Annotated in this window: 8 protein-coding genes and 1 pseudogene; 2 read left to right on the forward strand and 7 right to left on the reverse strand. The window is 69.8% G+C overall.

Annotated elements, in window-relative coordinates; genetic code table 11:
• Positions 1-102: 102 nt before the first annotated feature.
• Positions 103-2,460, reverse strand: a complete 2,358-nt coding sequence (locus tag ABGA99_RS20340) for a discoidin domain-containing protein (protein ID WP_347583134.1) — start codon at positions 2,458-2,460, stop codon at positions 103-105.
• Positions 2,461-3,269: 809 nt separating this feature from the next.
• Here ABGA99_RS20340 and ABGA99_RS20345 point away from each other — a divergent pair.
• Together ABGA99_RS20345 and ABGA99_RS20350 are read left to right on the forward strand one after the other, a co-directional pair.
• Entirely contained in the window at positions 3,270-4,031 is a 762-nt protein-coding gene (locus ABGA99_RS20345; RefSeq protein WP_347583135.1) for a hypothetical protein, read from the forward strand.
• 302 nt (positions 4,032-4,333) lie between these two features.
• Positions 4,334-5,110: a serine protease gene (locus ABGA99_RS20350; RefSeq protein WP_347583136.1), complete on the forward strand. Its 777-nt coding sequence runs from the start codon at positions 4,334-4,336 to the stop codon at positions 5,108-5,110.
• A gap of 248 nt (positions 5,111-5,358) precedes the next feature.
• Here the strand turns inward: ABGA99_RS20350 and ABGA99_RS20355 are convergent, their stop codons facing one another.
• The 6 genes and pseudogenes from ABGA99_RS20355 to ABGA99_RS20380 form a co-directional block, all read right to left on the reverse strand.
• On the reverse strand, positions 5,359-6,963 hold the full coding sequence (locus ABGA99_RS20355) for a sigma-70 family RNA polymerase sigma factor (RefSeq protein ID WP_347583137.1): 1,605 nt from the start codon (positions 6,961-6,963) through the stop codon (positions 5,359-5,361).
• A gap of 699 nt (positions 6,964-7,662) precedes the next feature.
• A complete protein-coding gene (locus ABGA99_RS20360; protein WP_347583138.1) occupies positions 7,663-11,076 on the reverse strand; it encodes a ThuA domain-containing protein in 3,414 nt (1,137 codons plus the stop codon).
• Positions 11,077-11,589: 513 nt separating this feature from the next.
• Positions 11,590-11,874 (reverse strand): hypothetical protein, encoded by a 285-nt coding sequence (locus ABGA99_RS20365; protein ID WP_347583193.1) that lies wholly within the window; start codon positions 11,872-11,874, stop codon positions 11,590-11,592.
• A 387-nt stretch (positions 11,875-12,261) separates the two neighbouring features.
• A complete protein-coding gene (locus ABGA99_RS20370) occupies positions 12,262-12,684 on the reverse strand; it encodes an RICIN domain-containing protein (RefSeq protein WP_347583186.1) in 423 nt (140 codons plus the stop codon).
• Positions 12,676-14,280 (reverse strand): annotated as a pseudogene (locus ABGA99_RS20375) (beta-N-acetylhexosaminidase); the annotation flags it as partial. The gene ABGA99_RS20370 and the pseudogene ABGA99_RS20375, both read right to left, overlap by 9 nt.
• A gap of 626 nt (positions 14,281-14,906) precedes the next feature.
• The gene (locus tag ABGA99_RS20380) at positions 14,907-17,153 is read right to left on the reverse strand and encodes an alpha-L-fucosidase (RefSeq protein ID WP_347583139.1); all 2,247 of its coding nucleotides are present in this window, start codon (positions 17,151-17,153) and stop codon (positions 14,907-14,909) included.
• Positions 17,154-17,246: the final 93 nt, after the last annotated feature.

Here is a 17,246-nt window from a genome sequence, read left to right on the forward strand (position 1 = left end):
GGCATGGCTACGCCCACGGGGGCCGGTGAGCCGGCGGGACGTATCGTGCCGCGCCTCGATACGGATGTCGCATACGTGGCCGCTGCTCGTAACTCCGCCCCTTCAGGCGTGGACCTCGAAGGTCCACAGGGAGTATCCGTAGTCGGTCTGGCGTGCCAGCCCCTTCATGCGGACGTGGGCGGCGTCCCTCGGTTCGGTGAAGTCCACGGTGTCGACGCCGGCTTCCTGGCGCCCGCGGCGCTCCACCACGGTGGTCCACACGGTGCCGTCGGCCGAGATCTGGATGTCGTAGTCCCGGCCTGCGGCGGCCTCCCAGTCGAGCACCACGCGGCGTACGCGGTGGGTGCCCCCGAGGTCCACCGCGAGCCACTGGTCGTCGGTGTACTGGGAGGCCCAACGTGTCGTGGGGTCGCCGTCGTTGGCATTCTCGGGGACGAGGCCCGAGGTCTCCGAGGAGGAAGCCGTGATCTTCTTGTCGCGCGCGAGGTCGGGGGCGGCGAGCACCTGAAGCGACCACAGGCCATAGCGGATCTTCTTGCCCTCCCTGCCCTTCAGCCTCACGTGGCGGACTGTGGTCGCGGGGAAGGTCAGCTCGTCCCGGCCCGGGCGGTCGCGGTCGTCGCGTGAGACGACGGTGCGCCAGGTGCGGCCGTCGTCGGAGACCTCGATGTCGTACGCCCGGCCGTGGTCGCCGCTCCAGTCCAGGCTCACCCGCGCGATCTCGTGCGGTTCACCGAGGTCCACGGCCAGCCACGGCCCGTTCTCGCGGTCGCTGGTCCACCGGGTCAGCGGGTCGCCGTCGGTGGCGTGCGCGGCGCTCGTACCGGCGGTCTTGGAGGAGGCTGTGGCCTTCACCTGGAAGGCGAGGTCGTCCGGCTCGGGCAGTGTCGGCCGGATGGTGGTCATGCCGGGTCCGTCGGCGGCCCGTCGCAAGGCGGTGGTGAAGTCGGCGTACGGCATCTGGGCAGCGGCTCCGCTCCACATCTTCTGCGCGAGGATGCCGAAGGTCTTCTGGACCAGGCCGTGTACGTCCTGCTGGGTGTAGGTGGCGTGCACCAGGTCGTTCCAGACGGCGGACATGGCGCCGCGCAGCTGCGGATCGCCCGGCTGCAGGCTCTGGTTGCCGGGGAAGACGTGGGGCTCCCAACTGCCGTAGAGGTAACGGCCGTCCAGCCCGTGCCCGTGGTAGTAGTCGGCGAACGGCACGATATAGAGCAGCGAGTCGTTGGTGTTGACGATCTCGTAGCCGTCGGCCTTGGCGGCCTGCGGGCCGTACCAGCCGTTGTTCCAGCTGTGGATGGTGACGTCGCGGTCGTAGCCGCCGGCGCCGCCGGCCATGTGGGTGAGGCTGCCCCAGGCGCGCGGGTGCTTGCCCAGGGAGCGCAGGTGCTCCGCCATGGTGTTGAAGAAGCCGCGGTACAGCTCTTCGGCGCCGGTGTATTCATCGGCGCCGTAGTGGACCTCGGGGCTGCGGAACCAGGGGGTGAACTCGTCGAAGACCTTCTTCACGAAGGCCGTCGTCTCGGGGTTCTCCAGGTCCAGATGGTCCGAGTTGCCGCCGTTCAGGCCGAGGTCGGGCCGGAAGCGCACGAAGGAGCGGGCGTGCGCGGGGGCGTCGATCTCGGGGGTGAGCTGGACGGCGTGACGAGCCGCGGTGTCCTCGAAGGAATCCCAGTCGGCGCGGGAGTACGAGCCGTCCTCGGCGGCGAGTCCGTCCCACTCGGGCTTCTCGCTGCGCAGACGGAAGGCGTCGTAGGCCCGGGACCAGTCGCCTTCGGGGGCATGGATCTCGTTGTCGTTGAGATGCAGTTGAAGGTCGTTGAGCTTGAACCAGCCCATGAACCCCAGGTAGTCGCGTATGAAGCCAGGGGTGAAGTAGCGGCGGCCGACGTCGAGCATGAAGCCGCGCAGCCGGTAGTTCGGCCAGTCCTCGGCGGTACCGACCGGGAGACGGGAGCGCTCGTCATGCTGCAGCAGTATCTGGAGCAGCGAACGGGTGCCGTAGTAGACCCCGCTGTAGGCGGGGGCGGTGACGGTCACCGTGCCCTCGGTGACCTCCAGGGAGTAGCCCTCCTCCTCGTACCGCTCCTGCCCCCGCTCGTGCCGGGCGCCGGGATCGCGCCGGAGCAGGATCTCGCCGCCACGGGGGGCGCCGGTGATCGTGCGCGGTGCGGCCAGGCGTACGCCGGTGATCTCTGCGATCTCCTCGGTTATCTGCCGGGCCAGGGGCAGCAGGTCTTTGGCTCCCGTGCCGCCGGTCACCACGCGGGAGGCGGCGGAGATGCGATGGGTGCCGCGGCCGCCGGTCCACTCTTGGAGGGCAGGGATCACCGCCGGTCGGGAGTTGGTGCCGTCGGCTGCCTGCCCGGGCCGCTCGGCGGTGGGCCATGCCGCGTGCGCGGCTGTCAGCCCGAGGGGAACGGCGGTGGCTGCGGTGGTCACCGCGATGGCGGCGAGCACACGCCGACGGGAAGTGCGAGGAGGTTCTGGTCTGGCGGCACCCTGGCTCACTTCGGCCCTCCTGAGAATGATCAAGCATCTGCGTACCTTCGACAACAGAGGTCTATACCGGTTGGACTGCATGAGGCAAGAGACTGGGCGCGACCTTCTCATGCACCGCGAGCAACTCGGCGAGGGGCTACGGAATCGGTTCGGCCGCGCAGCGAAGCCGCATCAACGCCACGGCTCACCCTGCCTTCCACCAGCGCCGATACCGTGCCGGTCGCGGCGTACGCCCGAAGGCGGCGACTCCACCACTGCAGCCCGCCCGGATCCCTTCGCCCTCACCGTCGACATTGGTCCAGTCCACATGCCCGTGTCAGCAACACGTATGCCTCAAGAAGCCGCATCCCAACCGCACGTGATCCCTTGCTTTCTGCTGGTCAGGCGTGGTTTCGCTCGGGTTTGAGGGAGGCATGCCGATGTCTTGCGTCCGCTCCATGGCCGAGGGGAGCGCCGTGGCTTCGGTGCTGGGAATGCCGGAGGCGGGGGAGGCGGCAGCCCGCGTGCGGGGGAGGGCTTGCGGGAGGAAGCCGCGCGGCCGGCTGAGGTGTGGGGAGGGCGGGAACACGCCCGCAGGGCCTGCGGAAAGTCCAGCAGGTAGTTCGGAAGAGTCCATCGATGGGTGGGGAAGAGTCCATATCCGGGCTGGGCCTTTCGAAGCACCTTGCTTGTCAGGGCCATGCTCTCCGCTTGGCCGAATGCTTCAGATTCGTCCCTGTCGGACGGCCACGGCCACCGATACCCCCCACACGAAAAAAGGACAGCACATGTCAATACCCGTGAGCGTGCGTCGATCCGCCGTAGCCGCCGCTGCGGCAGCGCTGCTGCTGGCCGCTGCCCCCACGGCGTCCGCAGACGTCGGCGGCGGGAACGTCTCGGTCGGCTGGTCCATCGACGGCACCCCGCCGGAGGGACTGACCGACATCACCTTCCCCATCACGGTGAACCCCGCCACGGCCCACAAGACCGGCATCTACTTCGCCCAGCAGTACAGCTTCGCCAACGGCATGGGCTACACGGGCCTTCAGCCCCGGGAGAACGACGGCAGCACCGAGCGGCTGTCCGCCCGCTTCTCCACCTTCACCGCCGGCGCGACCACCGCCGACCCGCTCTGCCACGAAGGCGCCGACGGTGGCCCCGGCGTCACCTGCGCGACGGACTTCGACGCCGTGTACGGCCACCGCTACGACCTCACGGTCGAAAAGACCGGGGCCGACACCTGGACCGGAACGGCCACCGACACGGTCACCGGCAACACCGACCACCTCGGTTCATGGACCCTCCCTTCGGGAAGCGGCAACATCCAGAGTTCCCAAGGAGGATTCGTGGAGTACTACGCCGGCATCCCCAGCTGCGCCGAGATGCCCCGCTCCGACGTCCTCTTCGGCGGCCCCACGTCAACCGATGCCGGCGGACTGAGCGGCACGTCCAGGGCCAACTACGAGTACAGCGACTGTGTCGGCGAGTCCGGCTACCACGCCGAGGACGACGGCGCGGGCACCCACATCACCCGCGGGTTCATCTCGTAAACGACACCGTGCGGACGGCAGCAGCCTCGCCGGCCGCGATCCCGCCAAGCCCGATCGGCCTGTCCTACGCCTGTACCTCGACAAGGACTCACCACACAGCGTGGCGACGGGCGGCTGCCGCCGGGCAGGTCCCTGACAGGCCAAGACGGCCCGTCCCACCCACGCCACGCGGCAAGAACACACCCGGAGCTGCGCATCCACAAGTCTCGTGCTCCGCCGAGATGAGCGACGCGGCAGCGCCCGCTGAGCCGGCGGAACAAGAACGACGACACGTACGACTCAACAACGCAAAGGAATACGTTATGCGCAAACGACCCCCCACCCGAGGACGGGCGCTGCTGATCGCAGCGCTCTCGGCGCTGGCTGTGAGCCTGCTCGGCTTCTCCACCACCGCCTCCGCCGATTCCGCGCCGTCAAACGCACCGGGCGATGTCGGCACGAAGATCTACGGTGGCGGCACGGTCACCGACGACCAGCCCTCGATCGCGGCGCTCTACAACGGCGGCGCCTTCTGCAGCGCCTCCATCATCGCCCCGCGCTGGGTACTCACGGCCGGCCACTGCGCCGGCGAGGGCGACACCCCCGAGGTACGGGTCGGCTCACTGGACCGCACCCAGGGCGGCACCACGGCCAAGGGCGTCCGGGTCGTCAGGCACCCCGGGTACAACTGGCCCGGCAATGACATCGCGCTGGTCCAGCTGGACCAGGACGTCCAGACCGAGTACTCACCGCTGGCCAACGCCGGTGACATAGCCCAGGGCCAGGAGGCAACGATCTTCGGCTGGGGTGTGGAGAACGCGGACTGGTCCGGTGACCTGCCCATCGGACTCAAGTACGCCAGTGGCACCGTCACCGACACCGACTGCACCAGCGCCAACCCCACCATGCTCTGCTTCGGGGGCAACGGCAGCGCGGTGGCCGGCGACTCCGGCGGACCGCTGCGGGTGAAGAGCCCGCAGACCGGCCAGTGGGTGCAGGCGGGTGTGAGCGCCGTCAGCCCGATCCCGGCCGGTGACTGGAGCGGCTACACCGACATCGCCAAGAACCGCGACTGGATCAAGGAGGTCGCCGGCGTGTAGATCAGCACCCGGCACGCTCAGCGCCGGGGGCGGCTCAGTCCACGGGCACGGCGCGGAAGGTTCCTCCGCCTGCGCCTCCCAGATCGCCGCCCCCGGCGCGTTCCTTGACATGCAGTCGTCCGACATCAGCGGCACGAGGCCGACCGGGGCGAGACTGGAGCCGTGCCTTGCCCATCGTCGCGGACACGCTCGCGACGTGGGGCCCGGACGGCGACTTGCCGAAGGCGCGCGGGCCCGGCGCCGTGACATCACCCGCCGAACGCGGCCCCGTCGTAGCGGAAGCGGAGCGATGGCGTGTCGTAGTAGTTCGTTGTCGTGCCGATGGCCGGGTCGTGAGGCTCCCCCTCGCCAGCGGCGTGCCAGTCGTCGAGACCCAGGAAATGGAGCGACGAGCCCGACTGGGCGAAGGCGACCGTGTTCCCCTCGCGGGGAAAGTACGTCCAGCGGGCCGTCGCCGCGGTGGAGCGGCAGGCGTCGGACATCTGCCGGACGGGGGCGCCGTCGCTCTCGGTGCCGGTATGGATGAGGCACATCCCGGTTGCACGGTTGCGGATGCGCACCTCCTGGGCGGCGCGGTCGACCAGCAGTTCCCACTGCTGGCTGCGGACGCCGTCGCACTCGGCCTCGTACGGCTCGGCGCCCTCGTCCGCGGAGATGTCCATGCAGCGGCCGGTGGAGGCGATCGGCAGCCGAGTGCGGTCATCCGCGGCCGGGGACCAGGACGGAAACGGCTCCGGCGGCGGGGCGGCGCTCCGCTGCGGTTGGGTGGCGGATGGCGACGGAGTGCGGGACGGCGGGGTTGTTCCCGCGGGCGGCTCGCTCCGCTCCCGGGTGGACGTGGGGGGCGGGGTGGACGGACCGGTGGTGGGCGACGGTGGTGGCGGTATGGGGGGTTGGCCGCGCTCTGGGAGGATCGCGTAGCCGCCGAGGGCGATGACAAGCACCGCGGCGCCGACGGCGCCGGCCTTGGCGGCCGCGCTCAGCCCCGAGGACGCGCCGACCGGCGCGGCACCGGATGCGGCGGCCGCAGGCTTCGCCCCGTACGAGGCTCCCGCCCACAGCAGGACACCGACGGGGAGCGCGGCCCTCAGCGTGCCGTTCAGCTCCCGCAGCTCGGTGTCGGCGCGGCGGCATCGGGTGCAGTCCGCGAGATGGCGCTCCAGGCCCCTGTGCGTGCGGCGGTGCCGCCCGGCCCGCCGGATCGAGGCGGCCAGCAGCTCTGAGAAGTGGCGGCACTCCGGGGACGCGGCCGGGTCCTCCACATGAGCGGTCAGGTACGCCTCGCGCAGGCCCTCTCGGGCGCGTGCGGTGAGTGAGGTGACTCCGCTGGGGCTGAGCCCGAGCAGCGGTGCGATACGGTCCGGTGACTCACCTTCAACGGCCGAGTGCCACAGCGCGGTCTGCCACCGCTCCGGGAGACTGCGAAAGGCGCGCAGCACCAGGACGGCGTCCTCCCGGCGCAGCGTTTGCTCCTCGACGCTCTCCTCAGTGCGCATCTCCGAGAGCCACGCCTCGAAGTCCGGTGCGAGGCTGGTGCGGTGGCCGGTGCGGGACCAGGCCGCGGCGGTGCGGCGAACGGTCGTCAGCAGGTACGGCCGCCAGGCGCCCTCCGGCCCGCTGCCGCCGCGCACGGCGTGCAGCGTGCGGGTGAAAGCCTCGGAAACCAGGTCCTCCGCGGTGTGCGAGTCCCGGGTGCAGCGGCGCGCGTACGCCAGCACCGGCCCGCGGTGCCTCCGGTAGAGCTCGTCGAGCGCTGCGTCGGCGGCAGGGGGCGGGCCGTTGCGTATGAGGGCGGCGAGGTCGACATCGCTCCCGGTGACTCCGGAGGGTGAGCGGGGCGGGCTTTGGCGCATGGCGGTCATTCCGTGAGCGGGCGGTGGGGGGATCGTCGTCTCGGGCAGAGCAGGCCGCGGCCCCGCGGCCCTCCGGACTGTGCCGGGGCGTGTCAGGTGCGGCCCCGGCACGATGTGCGTCACTTCGGTTCGTTGAGTCGGATGTTCCGGAAGGACGCCTCTTTTCCGTTCCCGGTTCTGCAGGCCGGCATGGCCGTCCTTCAGACAGAGCTCCGGGTCCGTGTTGGTGAAGTCGTTGATCTCGACCCCGGTGAGGTGGACATTGACGCGTTCGCCCTCGGCCGTGATCCGGTAGGTCTTTCACTCACCCGGCGGCCGCAGTGCCTGGTCGCGGGCCGCGGATTCAGCCGACTCGGCGTCGAGGTCCGCACCGTCGTCCATGTGCCTCTCATGGCCGTAGTGGACAGCATGCCAGGGGTCCTCGGGGGCGGTGAAGCCTGGGAAGACGCCCGAGTCGTCGTCGCCCGGCGGCCATCGGGGTACCGACCGCCAGGAGTAGCCCGACGAGCAGGACCGCCCCCTTTGCAGAGTGTGTTCTTCCGCGGGCGTTCTCGTTGCACTTGAGCTCCTTCCTTGCGGGGGTGGATCCCACGGGGGTGACCGGAAGGTACGGGGAGGTGGGACCGCCGGCCCCGGAGCAGCGCGGGTGCTCCAGGGCCGGTGGCTGTCCGGCCTTCCGGCCGGTGCGGGCCAGTTCGGCTACCCGAGGGCCCACTTCTGGTTGGCGCCGCCGTGGCAGTCCCAGATGATCAGCTGGGTGCCGTCGGCGGAGCTGTTGCCCGTGGCGTCGAGGCACTTGCCGCGGTTGCGGATGGTGCCGTCCGACTGCACGGCCCATTCCTGGTTGGCGCCGCCGTTGCAGTCCCAGAGCTGGACCTTGGCGCCGTTCGTCGTGCTCTGTCCGTCGACGTCCAGGCACTTGCCGAGCGAGCGCAAGGTGCCGTCTGTGGCGTTCCACTTCTGATTGGCGCCACCGTTGCACCCCCAGAGCTGGACCTTGGTGCCGTTGGCCGTGCCCAGAGCGTCCACCTCGACGCACTTGCCGTCGATGCCGACGATGTGCTTGCCGGCGGGTTCGGTGCCCCCGCCGACGCCCGGGCCCTCGAACGTCATCGAGTCGATGTCGTACGAGTTGTTCGAGGGTGTCTTGAAGACCATGAACATCTCGGTGGTCCCGGCGGGCTTGGTGATGCCCGCGGCCGGCATGCTGACGTAGTTGTCCCAGCCGCCGGTGCTCTGGACCGGCACCGAAGCGATGAGCGGGCCGTCCGGCGAGCCGCCGCGCAGTTCCACCGTGCCGCCGCCGGAGGGCGAGGACAGCCGCAGCGACACCTTCTCGATGCCGGTGAAGTTCACCGGGGAGAAGGAGACCCAGTCGTTGTCGCTGATGTCGCCGATCCGGGCGCCGGACTCGGCGCCGCCCTGGGAGACGACCCGTACGCCCGACTGCTTGCCGAAGAACTCGGCCTGCTTGTGCTTGGGCTGGAGCACCGCCTTCGCGCTGCCCGCCAGCGCGGGCACGCCGTCGGTGCCGTTGTCCGTATAGGTGGCGGTCGCGACGTAGGAGACGTCCAGGCCGGCGTGGGCCGAGTCGGTCTTCGGGGTGAGGGTCCCGGAGCAGCCGGTGACGGCGTCGGTGTCGTGGGCGTGGTCGTCATGCCCGAGGGAGGGCACGGTCTTGACCTTGTCGCAGTCGATCGTGCCGTCCTCGGGGTCGGTGACCTCCACCGTGTACGGGATCGGCTCGTCCCATTCGTACATGCCGCCGTCGGGAATCGACAGCTTCACCGTCGGCGCGGTGTTGCCGGAGGTCACCGTCACGTTCGCAGTGCCGGTCTTGCCGCCGGCGTCGGTCACCTTGAGCGAGGCGTTGAACTGCCCCTTCGCCTGATAGGTGTGCGTGGGGTTCGCTTCGGTGGAGGTGGTGCCATCGCCGAAGTCCCATTCATGAGAGATCGGAGTGCCTTCCGGGTCGTTCGAGCCTTCGCTGGAGAACGTCACCTGAAGGGGGGCGGCTCCGGAGGACGGGGTCGCGGCGGCCTTGGCGACGGGCCGCCGGTCGCCGGTGGTGTAGTCGATGCGGTACAGGCCGGAGTCCGGGTTGTCGCGGCCGAAGCCGGAACCCCACTCCAGCAGGTACATCGCTCCGTCCGGGCCGAACTTCATGTCCATCGGCGACTTGAAGCCCATGCCCGACAGGAAGTCGTTGATCTTCAGCAGCTTTCCGTCCCCGTCCAGCCGGAACTCGTGCAGCGTGTTGCGTGCCCACTCGCCGAAGAACGGCGTGTCGTCGAAGTAGGCGGGGAACTTCGTCTCCGAGGGGTTGTCCGGGTCGTACTGGTACGCGGGAAACGCCGCCGGCGCCTCGCCGCCGCCGCCCATCTCCGGGAACTTGTTGCCGTTCGCGCCGTTGCCGTACCAGACGTCGGCCTTCTTCGCGGCCGGCAGGTCGGTCAGGCCGGTGTTGTGGGGAGAGTCGTTGACCGGGTTGTCACAGTCGAACGTCGCTCCGGACTGGCCGGTGGCGAAGTCGTAGTCGTTGTATGGGATGTTGTCGCCGACGCAGTACGGCCAGCCGTAGAACCCCGGCTCCTTGATGACGTTCCATTCGACGATGGCCGCCGGGCCCCGGTTCGGGTTGTCGCTGCCGGCGTCCGGCCCGTAGTCGGCGGCGTAGATCGTGCCGTCGTCGGGGTCGACGGCGAAGCGGAACGGGTTGCGGAAGCCCATCGCGTAGATCTCGGGCTTCGTCTTGTCCGTCCCGGCCGGGAACATGTTGCCGCCCGGGACCGTGTAGGTGCCGTCGTCCTCGGGGTGGATGCGCAGGATCTTGCCCCGCAGGTCGTTGGTGTTGGCCGAGGTCGCCTGGACGTCGTTGTTCGCGTTGCGCTCGTCGATCGGCGCGTAGCCGTCGGAGCGGAACGGCTCGATGTCGTCGCCGGTGCCGATGTAGAGATCACCGTTCGGGCCGAACGCGAGGTAGCCGCCGGTGTGCCCCGGCTCCGGCGACTGCCGCGACGAGGGCACCTTCATCAGCACCTTCTCGCTGGCCATGTCCAGCGAGTCGCCGCTCACGGTGAACCGCGACACCCGCGCGACGTCCTCGCCGCCGCCGGCCGGCGAGTACATCAGGTAGATCCACTTGTTGGCGGCGAAGTCCGGATCGAGAGCCAGACCTGTCAGGCCGTCCTCGCCGCCGGTGTACGGGTCCAGCGTGCCCGCGGTGGACACCTGACCCGTGTCCGGCTGGTGGACCTTCACCTTGCCGCCGTACTCGGCGTAGAAGACCCGGCCGTCGTCGGCGACGTCCAGCGCGGCGGGCGCGACGGTGTTCTCGTCGAGCGCGACCTTCTCGTAGTTGGACCACGTCGTCGGGCCGCAGTCCGCCTCGGCCTTGCCGCCCGCCGACTCCACACCACCCGCGATGTGCTGACGGAAGGCTTCCTCGCTGTACGAAGCGGCTTCGTGGCCCATGGCGGTGGCCCAGACCTTGCCGCCCTCGGCGTTGCGGCACCAGGAGATCGGGTGGTCGGCGCCCATGGCGTCGTTGCCCGGGTTGTACGTCGTCTCGTCGGCGGTGACGAGGACGTGCACGTCGCCGCGCGGGTTGACGTCGAAGTTGTACCACTCCTCGTTGCGCACCCAGCGGTCCGGCAGGCCCTTGGTCGAGGGGTGCACCTTGTCGGCGACCTTCGCGGTGCCCTGAAGCGTGCCGGGCGAGTGGGTGGGCATGTGGGCGCCGCCGTTGATCAGGTCGTCCCACCAGGGGAAGTCGTTCTCGATCCCCATGTCGAGCGTGTTGTGGACAGCCGCGATGCCGCCGCCGTTGTTGACGTACGTCTGTATCGCCTGGCGCTGAGCGCTGGTCTCCCACACCATCCCGGACGTCTGGAACATCACCACCGCGTCGAACTCGGCGAGGGCGTCGTCGGTGAAGACCGAGGAGTCCTCGCTCTTCGTCAGCTCCCACTCCCGCTCGGCGGCCAGTTGCTCGAACATCGTGAGGCCGGCCGGGATGGAGGCATGGCGGTACGCCCCGGGTGCCGTCTTGCTGAACACCAGGACGTGGAACCCCTCCGGATGCGCGGACGCCGGCGCGGCCATCCCTCCCATCAGGAGGACTGTGCCGAGCAATGCCAAGAGCAATCGCGCTGGTCGTGATCTCATATCGGCTCCTGAGACTCATCGGATCACTGGGAAAAACGGGAACCGTCAGCAGCTCTGCACGCGGTGGAACGGACGGCAGAGGATGCATCATCCGGCCCGTCGGACGAGGCGATCCGTCAGCGTGCTGAGGTGCTGGGCGCCGAGACCACCGGTGCAGCTCGCGGGGCAGTGATCACTGCACCGGTGGGGCTTGTCTCGTCAGGGTGTCGGCGTGTCGGGTCGGTCGGGTCGGGAGAGGAGGGACATGGCCCGGCGGAGAAGGGCCAGGCCGTCGACGGCGATGGCGTCCTGCGTGGACCGCGGTCGGGGTCAGGCCACCCGACTGCAGCAGGTGCCCGACCCTCCGCGGTTTCCGGTCATCCTCCTGCTCCAGCGGCAACTCGGTGAGCTTGAGCCGCCCGGTCGCGGGCAGCCGGCGCGGGCGGGCGGCCGGCGCGGGGGCGTCGGTCCGTACGGCGGTCATGCGGCACTCCCCTCGGGGGCCGTGCCCGACGCGTCCCGGGTGGCGAGCCGCATGATCTCCTCTTCGCCCGCCCCGGCGGGGAGTTCGCCGGCGAAGGTGCCGTCGGCCATGACGAGGATGCGGTCGCTCATGCCGACCTTCTGCTGGTCGCCGCCGTGGGGGGCGATTCCGGTCTCGTCCAGCTCGGCGGTGCGGCGCTCCCTGGCGCGTCGGTCGACGAGCCCGCGGCGTACCGGCTCGCGGCCGAGGAAGCACTTGGACACGTCCTGCATCGTCAGCATGAATGGCAGCGTTGCGACGTTCCTTTTAGCCGTCAAGAGTTGAAGCATGGGCAGCACATGGACTCTTTTCCCGCTCTTAAGTCGACTAGCGAACAAAGCATGGCCGACTCCACGCTTAAGTCGGATAGTGGGCGACTGCTCACCCGCGTCGCCGTCGGGGAGCCGCAACCAGCACAGGCCCACGCCACCCTCGGCTGGTTGCCGCACCGCGTCCGTGCGCGGCAAGACCTGCCGACGCCCCAGTGTGCACATCGCCGGCAAAGCAGCGGGACGCGTGAGCCGGTGCTGGTTCACCCCCTCTGCGGCCACCCCGGCCGCCTGCCGGGTGGGGCCTCGTGGGGCGGGCCCGCCCCACGGTTGGGTCCGCCGTCGCCGAAGGCCGAAGGGCTATGCACGGACGAACGCCTGGCTGCCGATGTCCGAGGAGCGGCAGGTGTTGAGCTGGATCAGCGAACCGTTCGCGGTCGCGTCGTTCCGCACCCGCAGGCACTTCCCGGACTGCCGGCCGACGATCTGGCCTCTGTCGTCGAACGCCCACTTCTGGTTGTCGCCGCCGTGGCAGGGCCAGATGAGGATCGCGGTGCCGTCGTCGGTGCGCTCGCCCTCGGCATCGAGGCATTTGGTCACGTCGTTGACGGTCACCCGGAGTTCACCGGCGCCCGTGAGCTGCCAACGCTGGTTCGCGTCGCCGTGGCAGTCCCAGATGACCGGTTGTGTGCCATCGGACATGTCGTATCCGGGAACGTCCAGGCAGCGACCGGACGGCTGGTTGACGATGGTCGTGGACGAGTCGGCCGACGGCCAGTCGATCTGCTCGGAGCGGTAGAAGTCGATGCCCATGGTCTCCCACCGCGGGCCCTGCGCAGCAAGCCGTTCGCGGAACGCTTCCCAGTCATGCGTCTCGGCCGGTGACCAGCCCAGTTCGGCGACGGCGGGCAGGCGCGGGAAGGCCATGAAGTCGATGTGGTCGCTGGTGGAGATCGTCTCCGTCCACAGCGGCGCCTCGACGCCGAGGATCGCGCTCTCGGGCACGCCGCCGCCCATGTACGTGCCGGGGTCCCAGTCGTAGGACTGCCGCACGTCGACATAGCCGGCCCAGCTCAGCCCGAGCGGTGTCTGCGCGTGGTATTTCATGTCGAGGTAGGTGCGGTTGGCCGGCGACAGCACCAGCGGCGTGCCCGCCTTGGCGGCGTCGATGACCTCCTGCTCCTGCCCGTTGAGGCCCCAGTACTGGGCGACGGCGCCGTCGACCGGGTTCGCGCCGGTGATCTGGTGCCAGCCGATCACGGTCTTGCCGTACTTGCCGGCGATCTCCTGGGCGCGGTCCATGAAGGTGACGTACTGCTCGTGCGGGGTGGAGTGGGCCTCGTCGCCGCCGATGTGGAGGTACGTGCCGGGCGTCAGCTCGGCCAGCTCGCGGACGACGTCGTCCACGAAGTCGTACGTGACCTCCTTCGGCACGCACAGCGAGCTGAAGCCGACGCTCGTGCCCGTGTAGAGCGGCGGGGCGACGCCGTCGCAGTTCAGCTCGGCGTAGGAGGCCAGGGCGGCGTTGGTGTGGCCGGGCATGTCGACCTCGGGCACGACGGTCATGTGCCGGCTGGCGGCGTACGCGACCAGCTCGCGGTACTGGTCCTTGGTGTAGTAGCCGCCGGGCCCGCCGCCGACCTGCGTGCTGCCGCCGTACTCGGCCAGGTCCGGCCACGAGTCGATCGCCAGCCGCCAGCCCTGGTCGTCCGTGAGGTGCAGGTGCAGGGTGTTGTACTTGTAGAGCGCGAGCTGGTCGATGTACCGCTTGACCTGCTCGACGGTGAAGAAGTGCCGCGCCACGTCGAGCATCGCGCTGCGGTACGCGAACCGGGGCTCGTCGGTGATCCGCCCACCCGGAATCACCCAGGGACCCGGCTGCTCAGTGGCCGCCTCCACCGTCGGCGGCAGCAACTGCCGCAGCGTCTGCACGCCGTGGAACAGGCCGGTCGACGTCTGTGCCCGGAGGACCACCGCCGTGTCGGTCACGTCGAGCTGGTAGCCCTCCTCCCCGACCTGGGAGCCGGGGTCGGACAGCAGCAGCCAGACACCGCTGTCCGGCTCACCGGAGCCGTCCACCACCGGCAGTTCGTACCCCGTCGAGGGGCGCAGGAGGGCGGCGAGCTGATCGGCGACCTCGGACGCGCCCACGTCCGCATGTATCGCCGCGTCGGACGGGAGCGAGTAACTCACCCCCTCGGCGGGCGTCGTGGAGGCGGGCGCGGGCACCACGTCCCGCAGCGAGGCGACGGCCGCGGGCTCGGCCGCCGCGGGCGTGGACGTCGTGACGACGGCGGCGATCGGGGCGATCAGCAGCAGTGCGATCAACCCGCGTGCCAGGCGTATGGGCACGCGGGTCGATCGGTGTACGAAGGGCATGGTCAGGGCCTCTCGGGGGTCCGGTCATCGGCTTGTGAATGCCGGCGCGGAACTCGGGATCCGACGAGCCCTCAGGCGGTCGCAAACACACGGCAATCACAGATATCCCGCGTTCTATCGGCCCTCATCCCTCGCAGCAATGGCCGACGACGGGCTTTCCCATGGACTCTTTTGTCCGGAGGCCCGTGCCGGCAGGTTCCGGATTTCCCGCCGGCCACGCCGCCTTCTCCCCCCGGAGGCCGGGCCGGAGCACGCTCACCGGCGGTGTGCTCCTCGTCATATTCCAGCATCCGAACCGGACGGCCTCAACGCCGTCTGCTGACACCCCCCGCGCTGACTCGCCGTCAGCGCTCTCCAGCCGATATCGAGCCGGCGCGGAGAAAACGACCGATGACGACAGGTGACGAGCCGTCAGCCGATCCAGCCAAATTCCAGCCGCCGGAAAAGGCCGGTCCATGACTCCTGTTCACGCCGGATCCGCAGGCCGGGCGAGAGCCCGCCTGTGCGCTCAGGCGCTGGGTTATCCGGCCGCGGGGACACCCGCCTGGCCGGGGCCGGGAGCGTGGCATCAGGGGGCAGGCGGAGGAAACCCACGCCTACCCCCTGAGTGCGAAGCAGCGTCCCCGTCACCCGCCCGTGGCGGGATGCACCTGGACTTCGGCGAGTGAGAGCGGGTCGGTGCCTGCGAGTTGGACGCGCAGGTAGCGGGCGTCTGTGCCCTCCGGCAGTTGCACCGCTGTCGGGCGGCCTGCCTGTTCCGTCACGTGCACCGCCGTCACACCGGGCGCCGAGCGCGCCTCTTCGAGGCTGTCGGCGGTGATGGGTTCCTCCGAGGCGAGCACCCAGAAGTCCTTGAGGCGGTTCGCGCAGCAGTCGGTGCGGTTCCAGATGCTGACGTCATCCAGGGCCCGGGCGGCTCCGAGGTCGACCTGCCACCACGGCTCGGCGGAGCCGTCCTCCGCGGTGTGCGTGACGGACCCGCCGGGGAAGTTGCCGTTGGTGTCGCCGTCGACGGCGCGCCCGGCCGGGGCCTCCCAGGCCGTTGACTTCTGCTCGGCGGGCTTGCCCAGGGCGAGGTTCTCCGGCACGACGGTGACCGTGACGGAGGTGGTGGTGGTCTGCCGCCCGGTGCGCAGGGTGAGGGGGAGTTCGTACGTGCCCTTCTCCGCGTCGGCGTGTGGTGTCACGCGCAGCGGGATGCGGGCGTCGGCACCGGCAGCGAGCGGCCCGGTCCGGGTGGTGGCGGGGGAAACCGTCCAGCCCTCGGGCGCCCCGATGCGGACCTGGGTGTCCGCGGCCGTGGTGCGGCCGGTGTTGGTCACGGTCAGCGTGCCCTCCGCGGTGCTGCCGGCGTTGAGCTCCTTGGGGAGTTCGGTGTGCGTGCGCATCAGGCCGTTGACGCCCGGGGTGCTGATCTTGAAGACGTAGGCGTGCTCGCTGCTCGTGGCCTCCGCGCCCTCCTTCGGGGTGTCGACGACGACGCGACCGGCGTCGTCGCGGTGCCAGGGCAGGCTGCTGCCGTCGGAGCCGAGGAGGGTGACCTCGGTGCCGCTGCCGGTGGGAACGTCCGAGCCGAGGGTGAGCTGCTCGCCCGGCCAGCTCAGCGCGGTGGCGTAGAGGGTGCCGTCCTTGACGGTGTAGCGGACGTCGTCGTCGCCCGCGGGCTCCTCGGCGTGGTGCCAGTAGGTGGTGCCGTAGATGGCCTCGCCGTTGGTCTTGAGCCATGCACCCATGTCGAGGAGCCGCTGCTGCTGGAGTTCGGGGATGGTGCCGTCGGCCTTCGGGCCGATGTTGAGCAGCAGGTTGCCGTTCTTGCTGACGATGTCGACGAGGGAGTCGACGAGTTCGTCGGAGGTGAGGTAGTCGGAATCGGGTTCGTTCTGGTTGTAGCCGTAGGAGTGGGCGATGCCGCGGCTGGACTCCCACTTGTTCGGGTCGATGTCTTCCTTGACGGTGTACTCGGGCGTCTGGAAGTCGAGTTCCGTGCTGTCGAGCGCGCCGGTCTGGATCTTGCAGCGGTTGGTGACCGCGACCTCCTTCGGGTGCTCGCGGTTCTTCGCCCGGTTGTAGTAGTCGGCGAGCACGGGGGCGGTGTTCCAGTACTCGGCGGGCTTCTCCCACTGCCCGTCGCACCAGAGGATGTCGGGGTCGTAGCGCTCGATCAGCTCGCGCATCTGGGGCGCCATGTAGTCGCCGACGTAGTCGTCGACCGCGGGCGCGCCGGTGTACGGGACGGGCTCGCCGGTGTACGGGTTGGTGGCCGGGCGCCCGGTGTACGAGGGGTTGAACCACTCGTAGAGCGAGTAGTAGAAGCCGGCCCGCAGGCCGCCGTCGTCCCGCGCCGCCTTGAACAGCTCGCCCGCGAGGTCGCGCCGCGGGCCGAGGTCGACGGTGTCGCGACCGCTGACCTCACTGTCGTAGAGGGCGAGGCCCTCGTGGTGCTTGGACGTGAGCACGAAGTACTTGGCACCGGCGTCCTTGAAGAGCTCGACCCACGCCTCCGGGTCGTAGTTCTCCGCCTTCCACTGACCGATGAAGTCGTCGTAGTCGGCGTCGGTGCCGTAGGTGTCGCGGTGGTGGGCGTTGGTGGGGCTGCCCTTCTGGTTGAGGTAGTTCCAGTACCACTCGGCGTAGCTTCCGCGCGGGCCCCAGGCGGGCACGGAGTAGGCGCCCCAGTGAATGAAGATGCCGAACTTGTCGTCCTCGAACCACTCGGGTACGGGGTGGCTGTTGAGGGACTCGACGGTGGGCTCGTAGTCGGGGATGGGGTCGCGGGTGCCTCCGCTCGCGGATCCCGGTGCGGTGAGCAGGGCGCCGGCGGCGCCCAGCAGGGCGGTGGCCGCAACGAGCGTGCGGCGTCTTCTGCGAACCATGGTCTGCCTCATCTCCTCCGGTACAGCCGCGCGTTGCGCGGGCCAGACATCCGATCTGTGTTCGCACACTGCGGGCTGTTTCGTCGGACTTCA

This window comes from Streptomyces sp. B5E4 (genome assembly GCF_039871555.1).
Lineage (GTDB): Bacteria > Actinomycetota > Actinomycetes > Streptomycetales > Streptomycetaceae > Streptomyces.

Excerpts from the sequence above, each read along its gene's own strand:
- ABGA99_RS20345 (WP_347583135.1), top strand. The coding sequence starts at position 3,270 with ATGTCAATACCCGTGAGCGTGCGTCGATCCGCCGTAGCCGCCGCTGCG.
- ABGA99_RS20350 (WP_347583136.1), top strand. The coding sequence starts at position 4,334 with ATGCGCAAACGACCCCCCACCCGAGGACGGGCGCTGCTGATCGCAGCG.
- ABGA99_RS20355 (WP_347583137.1), bottom strand. The coding sequence starts at position 6,963 with ATGCGCCAAAGCCCGCCCCGCTCACCCTCCGGAGTCACCGGGAGCGAT.
- ABGA99_RS20360 (WP_347583138.1), bottom strand. The coding sequence starts at position 11,076 with ATGGGAGGGATGGCCGCGCCGGCGTCCGCGCATCCGGAGGGGTTCCAC.
- ABGA99_RS20365 (WP_347583193.1), bottom strand. The coding sequence starts at position 11,874 with ATGCTGACGATGCAGGACGTGTCCAAGTGCTTCCTCGGCCGCGAGCCG.
- ABGA99_RS20380 (WP_347583139.1), bottom strand. The coding sequence starts at position 17,153 with ATGGTTCGCAGAAGACGCCGCACGCTCGTTGCGGCCACCGCCCTGCTG.